This window comes from Nitrospirota bacterium (assembly GCA_035516965.1).
In the GTDB taxonomy this organism is placed as follows: domain Bacteria; phylum Nitrospirota; class UBA9217; order UBA9217; family UBA9217; genus MHEA01.
Window position 1 is genome coordinate 16,497 of the sequence record DATIZR010000100.1, and the last position, 14,332, is coordinate 30,828.

A 14,332-nucleotide genomic window follows, 5' to 3' on the forward strand; every position below is an offset into this window, starting at 1 on the left:
CACCTCGGCAGGAAGGTTCGTCAATCGGGACGGGTGCTTTCGGCCGCGAGCAGACGAAAGAACAGATCGGGTTCGCCCGCTCTGAACAGGGCGGTGCGATACTTTTTCCAGTACCCGAATGCTACCGGCCGGTCCCCCTGCATCAGGGAGCCCACCATGGCGCTGGCAACGAGCATGCGTTCCTCCAGGGGGTCAAAGGACCCCCCCGTCGCCAGGATCGCCTCTGCTTCGTTCGCCATCCCGCCGCCATCCCGGCGCCCGACAGCCTTGAACAGCGCGATCCAGTGCTGGTCCTCGGCCCATCGGGCACGTCTGCAGGCGCCTGTTTCGAGCCTCGTCCAGACGGCGTTCAATTCCTGGGGCCGCAGATAGGGGACCATTTCAACACTGACATTGAACAGGTTCGTGTGCCTGGTCTGGTCCGGCCCCGACAGGCATTCGGAAAAGGACTGCCTGAGCGTCCGTGCCTGGCGCTCGACACCCGAAGGCACCGCGCCGTACCTCGGGCCGAAATGCCCTTGCAGGTTGTAATCCCGCAGCGCCATCGCGGTAAAGGCAAATTCCGATTTCGTGAGGTACGGAGAAAGCGTGACGTCCGTAGTCTTCCAGGAGGGAGCGTTCCCGGTCAGCAGTTCGTAGGCCGGCAGCATGGCGCTGGTGAGCGTGTGAAATGCATACGCATCGGCCTTGAGAAACCGTGCCCGGGCCGCGTTCTGATCAAGGACCGGATAATAATCGGAGTTCGCGCGGATGGGAGAGGCATCCAGCAGCCTGTGCAGGAAACCCTTGTCGCCCAGTTTCCGGATCTCGATGTCCTGGACGTTGCTGACCCGGATGCGGCCAAGGGCCGCGGAAACGGCGGGCTGCGCGAGGAATTCGGGGGCCAGGGCCGGCATCCTTCCTTTTTTCCGCGCGATGATCAGAGCGTCGAAATCGTTGGTGGCATAGACCGCATAGTCGGCAAAATTGGCATCGACGGCCTTCAGGACCGAGATGATCAGGTCGGCATCGATCTCGTAGAGCTGTATCCATTGGACGAACACGCCATCATCGGACAGGTACCGGGTGATCAGACGGTAGAACTCCTCGGAAAAAAGGCTGGCAACGCCGCTGACCCAGGGATTTGACGGCTCCGATACGATGATGTCGTACGCGGCGTTATGCAGCGAAAAATACGTCTTTGCATCGTCGATGAAGATCCTGCTGCGCCGGTCGTTGAACACGGCCCCCACGCGCGGGCCGATCATTCTGGATGCTTCGACGACGCGCCGCTCTATCTCCACCGTGTCGACCTGCTGAAGACGGGGATTGCTCAGGAGCGTCTGCGTCGTCAGGCCGGACCCGAGCCCGATAGCGGCTGCGGTCCTCGCCTGCGGGTGCAGCGCCATGGGCAGAACCCCCATCAGGATCATGGTAGGTTCATCCGACGTGGCCCGTCCTGCGCCATCGGGGTTCAATGCCGCATCGGTCTTTCCGTTCGTGGCGAGCGCCAGTTCGCCACTGCCCTTCATGAAGAGCAGGCTGATCGTCGCGGTCTTGCCGTCGGCGTGGAACTTGATGTCCACGTTACGGGACGAGTGGAGATGGCCGTCGCGATAGACTCCCGAAGCCATCTGATAGGGATCAAGGCCGACGAAGAGGAGCGAGGCGGCGATCGCACCCAGCGACAGCGCGGTCACGGCCGCCGGGACAAGGCGGGAGGCCGCGTTCGCGAAGCGCCAGGCGAGGACCACCCCCAGCCCGATATCGAGCCCGGCTCCGACGACCAGAAGGCCTTTCAGGCCGAGGAGCGGCAGCCCGACATGGATGGCGAAAAAAACGCCGATGATGGCGCCGACCGTATTGGCCGCGTACACCTCGCCGATGCTGCCCTCCCCTCTGCCCTGCTTGAGCAGCTGATAGGTAATGAGCGGAAGGGTCATCCCGGCGCAGAACGTCGTCGGCAGCATGATGACCAGCGCGATCGCGTTGCTCGAAAGGTTGAAGAGGGCGTAGCCGCCGTCCGTCTTGTTCAGCGTCTTGACGATCCACTGCATGACCGAGAAGGTCTGCCCGTAGAGCACGAGCGTTGAGAGCGCCAGCATCCCCATGATGACCTGCACGAAGGAGAGGAACCGCCCGGGCGAGGCGATCCGGTCTATCCGCCGCTGGATCCACAGGCCGCCCAGGGCCAGACCCAGGATGAACGCGCTCAGCATGAGCTCGAAGGCGTGGGTGGAAGTCCCCAGGACCAGGTTCAACATCCGGATCCACCCGATCTCATAGATGAACGAGGCAGCGCCGGTTATCAGGGAGGCGGCTAAGAAGAGGGCGGTCCTGCCCCGCCTCGGTGCGGCCTCCGCAGGATCCCGGGGCGCATCGTCCGCCCGGCCCTGCGCTCCCTGCTGCCTCATCACGAGCACGACCGCACAGGCGAGGGCGATATTGATGAGACCGGCAATCCGGATCGTTCCGGGGAGTCCGATGAGCCGGATGAGAACGAAGCCGCTCGTCAGCACTCCGATCGCCGCACCCAGGCTGTTGGTGAAGTACAGCAGCGAAATGGTCCGGCCCGGCTCCCGGGGCGACAAACGCAGGATACCGGCGCTCATCAGCGGAAAGGTCATACCCAGCAGCAGGGACTGCGGCATGATCAGCAGGGCCGACACGGTCCATTTGAACGCGCCCGCCAGGGCGGGGGAGCCGAGCTGCGGGAGGACGCTGACATAGGCATAGCGGACGATCCCGTCGAACACGGTGTGAAAGCCGATGGCCATGAGCCCGATGGCGCCTTCGACGACCGCGTACCCGAGGAGCAGGTTCCGCCAGCGGAGCGACCAGGCGCCGCAGATCCAGGAGCCGATGGCCATCCCTCCCATGAAGATCGCCAGGACGAGCGTCTGCGCATACGCTGCATGCCCCAGGAACAGCTTGAGGTAATGGGTCCAGATCGACTCGTAAATGAGGCCGGAGAACCCCGACAGCGTGAATATCAGGAACAGCACGTTGAGCGTTTTTCTCTGCATGGACAGCATTCCTTCCGTGTTCAGCGACCGCCGGCCGCGCGCGCCGGACCGGGCGCCTCTTTTTTCCTCCCCGTCGCTGCCGGGGCTGCCTTCCCGAGGCATGCCTCCCGGTTCATGCGGGCGTGCTCGTTGTTGGGATTAAGCTGCAGCGCCCGATCGAACTCCCGGACCGCCTCAGCGGTCCGGCCCGCCCGCTGATACGCGATGCCCAGATTGTTGTGCGCCTCGTCATAATCGGGGATCAGGCCGACCGTGATCTCGTATTCCCGGACGGCATCCGTGGTGCGGCCCTGCTCCAGGTACAGATTGCCCAGGTTGTAACGGGCCATGACGTCCCCGGGGGCGAGCTCCAGCACGGTGCGGTACTCCTGGGCGGCGGGTTCGTAGGCTCCCCGTTTCTTATAGACCACGCCGAGGTTATTGTGCAGCTCGAAATTGTCCGGGGCCAGCAGCAGCGCTGCCCGCAGTTCCCGCTCGGCGTCTTCCAACCGGCCCTCGCTTTCGTAATACAGCCCGAGGTTCTGATGGGGCCGCACCCTGCCCGGACTTTTCCGGGCCGCGTCCTCCCAGAGGGCGGTCTCGCTGGCCCAAACGAGGTTCCGCTGAAAGGTTGCCGTAGAAAACACGGCAACGCACGCGGCGAGCAGGACACGGAGGACGACGGGCGAGAATGCCTTTACGCGCGAATACCTCCGGGCCGCAAAGGATGCGAGAGAAACAACGGCCGCCAGCATGCCGACCGAGGGGAGGTAGAGGCGATATTCGGCCACCAGCTCGCCGAGAGGGATGACGCTGGATTCCACGGAAAGGGTGATAAAGAACCAGGCAATCCCGAACGCCGCAAACCTGAGCTCCGGATATGCCCTGTTCCGCCGGGATAGTGCGTAGAGAAAGGCTCCCAGCAGGAAAAGCGCCAGCAGCGCCAGGAACGAGGCAAGCACCGGCAACGCGAACAGAGAGTGGTACACCGGCACATCGTGGTCCACGTTTTGACCGGCGGGCACGAACAGGAGCCGGAGGTAGAGCATGATCACACGGAACTGGGTGAGCAGATAGTCGGTGCGGGAGATGTTGGTCACATCGGCCGCGGTAAAGGTGCGCATGGTGCTGTCCAGGGCGCTCAGCGAACCCTGCTTGAAGAACACCAGCGCCGGGATGATCGCCAGCGTGACCGCGAAGGGCGCCAGGACCTTCACGCGGTCCCGCGCCTTCCCGTCCAGAAAGGACAGCTCGTAGAGCGCGATGACAACGGGCAGGGTAACGGTGAACTCCTTGGTCAGCATGGCTGCGACGGCGGCCAGAAGCGACCCCGCATATGCGCCAAAGCGCCTGGACCCCGGCAGGCCGGTCCGGGCCTTGATATAGAGCAGCAGGGACAGGAGGAAGAAGCATGCCGCCAGCGAGGTGAATCGCTGGGTCAGATAGGTGACGGCCTGGGTCTGGAGGGGATGGCTTACGAACAGCAGCGCAGGGGCAGCCGCCATGAGCCCGCGGAGGGCCTCGTCGTCCCGTGGTCCCCACGCGGCAAAGAAGGGGGTGTTGAACGTGGCCGCGATGATCAGGTAGACCAGCACGGCACAGGCGATATGGATCATCAGGTTGACGACATGGTAGCCAACGACGTGCAGGCCGTGGAGCTGATAGTTGACGGCAAAGGAAAGATATCCCACGATGCGCGTCGTGAAGGCATACCGCAGGGCGATCGGGAGGGCGGTGGGGGACCGCTCGAAAAGACTGTCGACGGCGGCGGGATGAAAAATGAAGTGGAACGACCTGATCGCGGGATTGTTGACGATATAACTGTCGTCATCGAACTGAAAGGGCACGGTGAAGCTGTTCGCATAGGCCAGCAGCCCGACGAGGAGGATGAGAACGATGACCGTTACCTGGTGAGTCAGGAAGTTTCTGCGCATTGGCCTCTCGTGCCGCCCCAGGGCACACCGCGGCATCACCGCAGGAGATTGTACTTGATGATGCACCTGAGCGCGGAGAACCCGTCCTTCCAGCTGATCTTCTTGCCTTCCGCATAGGTCCTGCCGGCATAGGAGATCCCCGTTTCATAGACCCTGAGCTTGAGTTTGGCGATCTTCGCGGTGATCTCCGGTTCGAATCCGAACCGGTTTTCCTCGATCGATATTTTATCAAAGATCTCCCGCTTGAACGCCTTGTAGCAGGTTTCCATGTCCGTGAGCGTCATATTGCTCAGCATGTTGGAAAGAAGCGTGAGGAACTTGTTGCCGACCATGTGCCAGAAGAAGAGCACCCTGCGGTAATCGCCGGTGACGAAACGGGAGCCGAACACCACGTCTGCCTTGCCCTCGAGGATCGGCTGGATCAGCTTCGGGTACTGCCCGGGGTCGTATTCGAGGTCTGCATCCTGGATGACGACGATGTCCCCCGTTGCATGCCGCAGGCCGGTCCTCAGGGCGGCACCCTTGCCCATGTTGCGCTGATGCAGAACCACCGAGACCATGTCGTCGGCCAGCCCGCGGATGATCTCACGGGTGCCGTCGCAGGAGCAATCATCGACGATGATGATCTCCTTAGGCACCTTGACGGCCTTGACACGGTCGACGAGCTGCTCGATGGTCGTCTTTTCGTTGTACACGGGAATTACCACTGACAGTTTCATTCTGTGCATCCTCGCTGTTATCTCTGAATGGGGGTCCCTGCCGATGACGGCAGCTGTCCGTGCGGCTCTTCCGGGCGCGCGGTTTGGCCCAGATCGAACAGCAGCCAGCTGTCGGAGTAGAGCATTTTCTTTACGCCCGGGTCCCGGCTCAACTGATAGAAAAGCTCGTTGTTCTGGGCGATATGAAGGCCCAGTACATAGCGTGCGCCAAAATACCGCCGGATGGCATCTGCCGCATCGGGCTGCGCCTCGTGGCAGATCCGGTACCACAGACGGTAGCGCTCCGGGTCCTTTCGATAGAAGAGCGTCGGGTCGAGGGCGACCATGAACCGCCGGTCAGGCAGGGTCAGCAGGAGCCATCCCGTATGGTCCCAATCGGGTGTGAATATCTGGGCGCCCTCGGGGATCTGCTGCCGCAGATAGGACGCGACGTCTGCCGGCATCTCGTTCGGCCTCTGTGTCAGCCCTGCGAAGAACCCGGCCCCCATCCCCAGTGTCAGCACCGCCGAAGCACCGATGACCGCCGGTGAAAAGAACCGCCAGGCGATCAGGCGTGAGGCGAGCGCGGCCGCGGCAACGGAAAAGGGGACGAAATATTCCACGAACCGCCCCGACCTGGCCGTGAGCACGCAGAAGCCGAGCGATGCCAGGGAAAAGGCCATCAGGACAATGTCCGTCCGCCGGGCTTTCCAGGCTCCCCAGGCCGCGAACACGGTCATGAGCACGCTTGCGCCGAGCCCGCCCGCCCACGCGGCAACGGGCAGGGGCTCGAGCTCTGCTCCCAGGTCGAAGCCCTGCTGGCCCATCCAGGAATTCCTGAAAAGGACATCGGCCATATGGATCCAATTGACGGCCAGCAGGTTCGCCGTATCGGGGTGGACCGCAACCCCTGCTGTAATGCCTGCGGCAGCAATTGCCGCGGGCTTCCAGCTGGCACGCCCTTCCGAAAGAAAACGGGCTGTCTCTGCCGCGATCAGGAGCAGGCAGGGAAGCTGCCAAAAGGCCACGTAGACCCAGGGGTACAGGGCCGACAGTGCCGCGAGTACGATATACCTGCCGCGTACGGCCGCCCAAAGGAATACCAGCGCCAGGGCGATGGAAAGCAGGTGCGGACGGACCAGCACGAAGCGATAGATGAATATGACCGAACTCAGCAGGGGAGCAAGCGCCCAGAGCCCGGCATAGCGAACGCCCTCCCGGCGGAGCACGAAATAAAGGGAGGAAAGCAGCGCCGCTCCGGCCAGCGTGCCGATGATCTGCGATGCAACGACCCAGTCGAGTCCGGCGACCGGGACAAAGAGCAGATGAAAAAGCAGCTCTTTGTCCGCGTACCGGTCGGACAACAGGCTGAACGGCGTCCAGGGGAATGCATGCAGGAGCCCGTGCTCCCGCATCAGCCGTCCGACAGCGGCATGGTACGCGGTGTCGTTGTCCCACGGATAAGGAATGCTGCGCTGCAGTGCGCCCGCCGCCAGCACGTACAGCGTGGTCCAGCCAAGAGCCGGCCAGGGGTGTTGCTCCCGCCGCGCGCCCGTCCTCTCAGGAGGTGCCTGGTGCACGTCTTTCCCTCTCCCTCGCCGGGAGACCCGGCCCCAAGAAAAGCGGCGCCTCTCGCGTTTGGCGACCGGACAGCCTACTTATGCTCGGTTTCCAACGCATAGATCCCCACGCGGTTGTTGCCGCGGTCTGCGATGAAGACCTCTCCCTTCCCGTTGATGCAGATGTCCGCAGGATACCGGAGCTCTCCCTCCTTCCAGCCCATCCTCAGCTTGCGGCCCTTGATGGCTCCGTCCTTGCCGAGGACCAGGACGCTCCCGCTGTTCTGGTCGACGACATAGAGGAACCGCTTGTCCGCTGCAATGGACGTGGGGAACGCGACGTAGTCGTGCAGCCCCTTGGTCAGCGGAGCGTATTCCTTGTCGTTCGGGCCGGCCGCATAGACGACGGCTGCCACGCTGTCGAGGACGAAGATCGTGCCCTGGGGGTCGACGGCCACGTCCGAGAAGAACCCGTGCTTTGCCGGAAGCGGCAGCTGCCGCTGGAACTTGCCCTCGGCGTCCACAACGACCACGCGGGCGGAAAAGATGTCGAGGATGGCGAGGGAATCGTCCGGCCCCACGGCAAAGTTCTTGGGAATCCACGCGGCCGGCGCAGGAATGCCCTGGGGCTGCACATCTCCTTTGGGCTCGCCCTGCGGGCCGAAGTGCAGGATCTTCCGCTGTTTGCCGTCGAGTACGAAAAGGTCCCCTTTCGAGTTCAGCCGCACATGCAGCGGATAGGGAACCTTGATCTCCGCCCCCGGCTTGAGCGACCCCTCCTGCACGGTAAAGGGCTGGAGGCGGCCGCGTGCCGTATCGGAGACGACCAGAAGGGAGTTGTCATTACAGGCGACCCCTTCGGGCTGCTTGATGCTCACACCCGCCGTGTCGGTCATCGCCGAGACAACATAGCGGAACTGGATCACTTCTGCCCCGAACGCCGCCGACGGCAGCGTCAGGACCATTATCAGGAACAGGCTTCTCATCATGGCGTCACCTCTTATACTGAGTATGGCACTGGACGCAGAGGTCCGTGGCCGTTGGATACCAGAGCATATGCTTGTTCTCGGTCCCGTGGGTCCCGTGACAGCTGACACAGGCAACAGAGCTGTTCCGGTTACGCGGATCGATGGCGCCTTCGCCCAGAGGATGGGTTGAATGCTGTGCATAGTTGTGGCAGCTCTTGCACAGGTCGATCGAGGATGCCTGCTCGAAGAGGAACACGTTGTTCGAGGCGTGGGGCGAATGGCACGCGGTGCACTGGCCCTCCTTGATCGGGGCGTGCTTTGTCTCGGAGCGCATCTGCCGCTCGATGGAATCGGCGTGGCACTGCCCGCAGACCGTGATCTGCGTGCTCTTGAGAAGCGATTTCGCCGTCGACGCGTGGGGGCTGTGGCAGTTGAGGCAGCCCGTTTTGTCCAGCAGCGGCCAGTGGACCCGGTTCTTGCTGAACATCTCGCTCAGCTGGGTGCTGTGGCAGGTGCGGCACAGCTCGAACCCCTGCCGTTTTGTCGCGAAGGGCGTGGGCGACGTCGGCTCTTCATGGCACTGGTTGCACATCTTGTTGGCCACCGGCCGGTGGACGTTCGTGAAGAGGATGCCGGCCCGGTCCGAGCCGTGCGGGTTGTGGCATGTCGTACACCGCCCTTTTGCCACGGGATAGTTCATGTGCTGCTTCTTGAAAATAGGCGCTTCCGACTTGTGGCAGCCCAGGCAGAGGGTGGGCACGGATTTCTTCAGCAGCGATGCCGCATCCGTGGACCCGTGGGGGTTGTGACAGTTCAGGCAGCCTCCCGTGACGGGGCTGTGCTTGAACTTCGCGCCCTGCACGGCGGTTCCCATCTCGCTGTGGCAACCGAAGCAGAGCGTGTTCCCCGACGCCACCAGGTTGAACTTGTTCTTGGACGCATGGGGATCATGGCAGGCGACGCAGTTGCCCTCGATGACGACCTTGTGGCCGCTGACCGCTGCCGCCGGAACGATGTTCTTATGACAGTTGAAGCAGACCCGGTTCACCTCCGCGTTCAGCATCTTGGGGTGGGAAGACGCATGGGGGCTGTGGCAGTCCGAGCAGTGCCCGGCCTTGACCGGCGTGTGGACATAGGGCAGCTTCAATTTGTCCTCAAAGGTCGTGTGACAGGTCAGGCAGATCTTACCCTGCCCACCGGGCTTCAGCCTGAACTTGTTCTGCTGCGCCTCCGCGAACGCGCTGGTGCAGCACATGCCCGCCGCGGCGACCGCCAGCAGGATCAGCCAGTTCCGCATGTATGTTCTGTTCATCGCTTTTCTCCTACGATATGGCATTCCTCGCACGACCGTGCGGCAAAGGGCGGATGGATGTTTTCCTTGAACAGCTTCGGGTCCTTCGAGGCATGCGGATCGTGACAGACCCGGCAGTCCATGTCGGACGAGCGGATGTTGATATGGTCCTTGGCAAAGTCCTTGCCGTCCAGCTCATGGCAATTGCCGCACAGGGCGGGAACGGCCTGGGTGTTCAGAGACGATTCCTTGGAGTAATGCGGCTGATGGCACTGCACGCAATCGCTGGCCGCCGGCGGATGGACCGTACTCTCTGCCATTCTCTTCTTCAGGTTCGCATGACAGTTCAGGCAAAGGTCCGAGCCCTCGACCAGGAGCAGCTTGGCAAGCTTCGACTTGTGGGGGCTGTGGCATTTTGTACACTCGCCGCCTGCGACGGGCGCGTGCTTGCTCTTCCCGGTTTCGAGCCCCGTCTTGATCGGCGTGTGGCACTGGAGGCAAAGGCTGTCCTGCCGGGCCTTGATCATGCCGGTGAGGTTGCTCGCATGCGGGTCATGGCAGAGAAGGCATTTCTGGTCCTTGAAGGGCTGATGGTTCGTGCCGCCGACCGCCTCCTTCATGAGGTCTGCGTGGCACTGGGAGCAGAGGGTCGGGCCCGCCGCCTTCAGGAGCCGTGCTTCGCTCGAGCCGTGGGGGCTGTGGCATGCCGTACAGTTCGCATCGGCCACCGGCTTGTGGATCGTCGCCTTCTGGAACGCCGTTTCCTGATCGGAATGGCAGGAATAGCAGACGGAGTCCATGCGTGTCCGGAGCATCCCGGCGAAATTCGTTCCGTGGGGGTCGTGGCAGGAAGTGCACATATTCTGGGCGAAGGGAGGATGGACGTCCTTTGCCTGCTTCATTTGTGCGGTCTTCGCATGGCAGGTGAAGCAGATGTCTCCCTCCTTTGCAAGCAGGAGTTTTTTGTTCTTTGCCGCATGGGGGGCGTGGCACGAGAGGCACCCGCTGCCCGAGGTCACCGCCGCATGGCCGTACGCCTTCTTTGCTTCCTTGTCGGGATGGCAGCTGAAGCAGAGCTTGTTGCCCTTCTCGACCACCAGTTTGGGACTTTCCGCGGAATGCGGATCGTGGCAGGAGAGGCACATGCCGTCCTTGAACGGCGGATGCTCGATCGTGCCCCCCGCCTTCAGGGCCGACGCGTCATGGCACTGGTAGCAGAGGTCCGCGCCCTGCTGCGTTGTGGCGAAGGGCGTGCCGCTTCCGGCGGGCTGATGGCAGGAATCGCAGCCTCCTGTTGCGACGGGGTTATGCACGCTGGTTTTCAGGAGCTTCTGTTCCGTCGACGCATGGGGGCTGTGGCACCGCGTGCACGCCTTGCCGTCCACGGGATAGCCGCCATGAGCCTTCTTGAATGCCGCCGCGCCGCCGCTGTGGCAGTCGAGGCAGAGGCCGGGTTCCGCCTTGGTCAGGAGGTTCTCCGTGTCCGAGCTGTGCGGCTGGTGGCAGACCCGGCAGCCCTCTTTCTTGAGGACCTGATGGACAACTTTCTTCTCGTAATTCTCCGGGGCATGGCACTGCGTGCAGATCGCCGCACCTTCTTTCGTGAGCAGCGCTTTCCCCTGGGACGCGTGGGGATTGTGGCAGCTCGTGCAGCTCGACGACTTGACGGCGGTGTGCACCTTCGCTTTGTTCAGCCCGAGCTTCTCCTTCGGATGGCAGGTATAGCAGAGTTCGTTTCCGGGCTTCTTCAGGATCAGCTTGGGGACCCTGCCGTGCCGCAGGTGGCAATCATCGCATTTCTTCTCCTTGACGATGGCGTGGACGTTCTTCATCCCCAGGTACTTGTCCGCGAATTTCTTGTGGCATTCCAGGCAGTCCTTTTTTTCGAACTTGAACTGGGAAAAGGCGGGTCCGGCCGTCGCGAGAAGGACGCCGCCCAGAAGGAACAACGCGGTGAGAAACGTTTTGCGTACAGACTGTTTGGTTTCCATGGCTCTCCTCTGCCCCATCAGGGTTTATGCTATTTCTCGGCGCCCGCGAGATAGACCTTGATGTCCGCGGAAGCCCTTAATTTTCCGATCCACTCGTCCACGGCCCGGTTCAACTTTGCATAGAACACGGTGGGACGGATCGATTCCTGCACCTGCTCGAACGGCTGTTCCCGGGGCGGCACCATGTCCTCGACGAAAAGGACGTAGAACTGGCCGCCCGGGCCTGCGTACAGCCGCGTATCCTCCGATTTGGCGCCCTCCAGGGCCCTCTGCACGTCCCCTGCCAGCGAGTTAAGTGCAACGTAATCCTGCGGGAAGGGCGGCTCGTCGTCCGGGTTCTCCGCCACCTGACCCGGCGCGTTCGCTTTGACCCAGGCGAAATCCGAGCCCTTTTTCAGCGTCTCGATCGCCGAGAGGGCATCGGGCTTCTTGCTGAAGATGAGACTGCGCGCCTTCACCTGCGGTGGGGACAGATATTCTTTGCGGTGGTCGCGATAGTAGGCGCGCAGGTCCTCCTCCGTCACCTTCACGGAGGGCGCAAGAACCCTTTGCACGAACTGCCCGAAAACGATGTCGCGCGTGTAAGACCTTACCATGTCCAGGTACTCGGCGCTCTGGTCGATACCCCGGTTCTTTGCTTCCAGGACCAGCAGCCTTTTCTGCACCACCGATTCGAGCGCATCCCGCCTGGCCTTGATCAGCTTCGGTCCCGCCAGGCTCTTCATGCCGTGAAAGAATCGTTCCTGCATCCCGTCGGACAGATCCGCCACCGTGACGGGCTTGTCTCCCCGGATCTCCGCGACGACCCGCTGGTCCTCCAAGAGCTTCTCGAGGCCCGGGCCCTGCGGTCCGTAGTCCAGGCTCTCGATCAATGCCGTGTTAAAGGTAACGTACTTCTTGTTCAGGGAGGCAAGAAAATCTCCCAGGGACTTCGTCCTCTTCTCCCCCAGGAGCGACTGCCGCACCTGGTCCTTCAACTCGGGAGTGTCGACGAACTGCTCCGCTTCGTAGCGGAAGAGGACAAAATAGGGTTTCCCGCGCAGGTTGATCTTCTTCACGGGACTGACGGCCCCGATCTTCATTGTGTCCAGTGCCGCGATGATGACGGGATCGAGTTCCCTGACCTTCGTGAAGGAGCCCGTTTCGGTCCCTTTCGCCGCTCCGGACTTGACGGCCTTGGCGACGACATCATCAAAGCTCTTGCCCGCCTTGATCGCCCCGGCGGCCTTCTTGGCATCCTTTTCCTTTTCGAAGAACGCCGAGCTCGTTTTCACCTCTCTCGATGACTCCCGATAGGCCTTGTCAAATTCGGCGTCGCTTACCTTCACGTCCTTCCAGATCTGTTCCCGCACCAGGTTCCTGAGCGTCACCTGCCTGAAAACATCGATCGTGTTCGTCACCTCGGGGAGTTCGTCGAGACCGATGTTCTGCGCTTCCTGGTAGATGAGCTGGGCGTCGATGAGACGCTTCAGCAGTTTTGGCAGGTCGACCTGGGGCGCCTGCGCGGCCTTTTTCCCGGTCTCGTCCTGCTCCTCATGGATGCCGGCAATGGCGTCCCGCAGGTCCTTCACGGTTATCCGGTCGCTGTTCACCTCCGCGACGGCAAGGTCGGCCGAATCGGTGGACATGACGGGCACCCGGATCTGCTTGGCGGAACGGGGATCGCGAACGAGCATGATCATCCCCTGTTCCGGTGCGCCCGGTTTCTGTTCCATCGTCGCCGCGCTCCCCGGGCCGGCTGCTGCTTCCGCAGCGGCCCCTCCCGGAGCTGCCAGCAGGATGGCTGTCAGGACTCCTGTTGCTATGAATAACGTTTTTTGCATGCTTTCCCCCTTTTTTGCAAGTTACCCGTTCGTACTGGCATGGAATGCCCTCCGGCAGCGCCGGTTGCGTCTGCTTGTTCTCCCTGCCTACCAGGTGAAGAGTCTCTTCCGTGCGACCTGAACCATCTCGGACACCATGGCATTGGCGGTATTGATCAGTCCCCAGTCGAACAGGGTGATGGCGTCGTCCCCCTGGTTCTCGCTCTGGGAAGCCCAGACGACCTTCTTGGTCGCCCGCTCGATCAGCATGACCGAGAAATTCACCTTCGGCTTTCCCCACGTGCTTTCAGAATCCTTGTAGTCGGCGACCTTGCCGGTCAGGATCAGGTCAGCGTTGATGTTGCTGGCGATCAGGTCTATGTCGGAGGAGGACAGCCCCTCGAACATGACGACCCGCAAGTTCAAGAACTGCTGCCTCACGATGCCAGGCTCGAGCACGACAAAGTCGGTCAGCTTCTTCAGCTCCTTGACGAACTGAAGCATCAGGATCTCGCCGGCGTGCTTGTTCTTGCTCGTATTGAAGAACGGCAGGACCGCAATGGTGGGGAGGGCGTCCTTCATCAGAACCAGCCGGTAATTGCTCGGCGTCCCCAGGAGGGCGTTGCCCGGCTTTGAGAGCTTCACCTCGATCGTCCGGTCGGCCTCGAGGGGCGGGCCGTCCTTGAACGTGATGGTGATCTCGGCCTGCTCCGCCCCCGCCTTGATCACCAGGGGGCTTGGCGTGATCGTGTAATCTCCTCCCGGCACGGCGCTGCCGCTGACCGCAAAGGGGACGATCACGTCCCTGCCCGCGCGCGCCGAAAGCCTGGCGGCGATGACGACAGTGCCGATCTTCTTTTTGAAGCGCTGCTCCGACGCCGTGAACGCCACGGTGGGCCGGGGATGGCTGTCAATGACCGTATAGGCATGGACGGTGCCGGCGCCCAGGACGGCGTTCTTCGCCCCCTTCAGGACCAGCTCGATCGTCTTCGCCTCGTCGTAGATCCCGCTGTTGCGGACCTCGATCTCCACGGACTTCTTCGTCTCTCCGGGTGCGAACGTCAGGGGGCCTTCCGCTAAGGCGTAATCCTTGCCCTTCACCGCC

At 62.3% G+C, this 14,332-nt stretch carries 9 protein-coding genes; all 9 read right to left on the reverse strand.

From position 1 onward, the window contains the following. Window positions 1–20: 20 nt before the first annotated feature. Window positions 21–3,107 carry a spermidine synthase gene (locus VL197_15055; GenBank protein HUJ19301.1) on the reverse strand — a complete coding sequence of 1,029 codons (3,087 nt, stop codon included), beginning with the start codon at window positions 3,105–3,107 and terminating at the stop codon, window positions 21–23. After that, complete coding sequence (locus VL197_15060; protein HUJ19302.1) at window positions 3,026–4,918, reverse strand: tetratricopeptide repeat protein; 1,893 nt, start codon at window positions 4,916–4,918, stop codon at window positions 3,026–3,028. Before VL197_15060 ends, VL197_15055 begins: the two co-directional genes overlap by 82 nt. 35 nt (window positions 4,919–4,953) lie before the next feature. Further along, window positions 4,954–5,637: a glycosyltransferase family 2 protein gene (locus tag VL197_15065; GenBank protein HUJ19303.1), complete on the reverse strand. Its 684-nt coding sequence runs from the start codon at window positions 5,635–5,637 to the stop codon at window positions 4,954–4,956. A 17-nt stretch (window positions 5,638–5,654) separates the two neighbouring features. Next, entirely contained in the window at window positions 5,655–7,196 is a 1,542-nt protein-coding gene (locus tag VL197_15070; GenBank protein HUJ19304.1) for a hypothetical protein, read from the reverse strand. A gap of 74 nt (window positions 7,197–7,270) precedes the next feature. Continuing rightward, window positions 7,271–8,164 carry an NHL repeat-containing protein gene (locus tag VL197_15075; protein HUJ19305.1) on the reverse strand — a complete coding sequence of 298 codons (894 nt, stop codon included), beginning with the start codon at window positions 8,162–8,164 and terminating at the stop codon, window positions 7,271–7,273. A gap of 4 nt (window positions 8,165–8,168) precedes the next feature. Continuing rightward, window positions 8,169–9,455 carry a cytochrome c3 family protein gene (locus VL197_15080; GenBank protein HUJ19306.1) on the reverse strand — a complete coding sequence of 429 codons (1,287 nt, stop codon included), beginning with the start codon at window positions 9,453–9,455 and terminating at the stop codon, window positions 8,169–8,171. Next, the gene (locus tag VL197_15085; protein ID HUJ19307.1) at window positions 9,452–11,425 is read right to left on the reverse strand and encodes a cytochrome c3 family protein; all 1,974 of its coding nucleotides are present in this window, start codon (window positions 11,423–11,425) and stop codon (window positions 9,452–9,454) included. The genes VL197_15080 and VL197_15085 overlap by 4 nt, the downstream gene beginning before the upstream one ends. 29 nt (window positions 11,426–11,454) lie before the next feature. Further along, window positions 11,455–13,248 (reverse strand): peptidyl-prolyl cis-trans isomerase, encoded by a 1,794-nt coding sequence (locus tag VL197_15090; protein ID HUJ19308.1) that lies wholly within the window; start codon window positions 13,246–13,248, stop codon window positions 11,455–11,457. Window positions 13,249–13,335: 87 nt separating this feature from the next. Beyond that, on the reverse strand, window positions 13,336–14,332 hold a 997-nt coding region (locus tag VL197_15095), incomplete at its 5' end, for a Calx-beta domain-containing protein (protein ID HUJ19309.1).

What these genes read in the sequence shown, in the direction of transcription:
- VL197_15055 (HUJ19301.1), bottom strand. Translation starts at nt 3,107, where the DNA reads ATGCCTCGGGAAGGCAGCCCCGGCAGCGACGGGGAGGAAAAAAGAGGC.
- VL197_15060 (HUJ19302.1), bottom strand. Translation starts at nt 4,918, where the DNA reads ATGCGCAGAAACTTCCTGACTCACCAGGTAACGGTCATCGTTCTCATC.
- VL197_15065 (HUJ19303.1), bottom strand. Translation starts at nt 5,637, where the DNA reads ATGAAACTGTCAGTGGTAATTCCCGTGTACAACGAAAAGACGACCATC.
- VL197_15075 (HUJ19305.1), bottom strand. Translation starts at nt 8,164, where the DNA reads ATGATGAGAAGCCTGTTCCTGATAATGGTCCTGACGCTGCCGTCGGCG.
- VL197_15080 (HUJ19306.1), bottom strand. Translation starts at nt 9,455, where the DNA reads ATGAACAGAACATACATGCGGAACTGGCTGATCCTGCTGGCGGTCGCC.
- VL197_15085 (HUJ19307.1), bottom strand. Translation starts at nt 11,425, where the DNA reads ATGGAAACCAAACAGTCTGTACGCAAAACGTTTCTCACCGCGTTGTTC.
- VL197_15090 (HUJ19308.1), bottom strand. Translation starts at nt 13,248, where the DNA reads ATGCAAAAAACGTTATTCATAGCAACAGGAGTCCTGACAGCCATCCTG.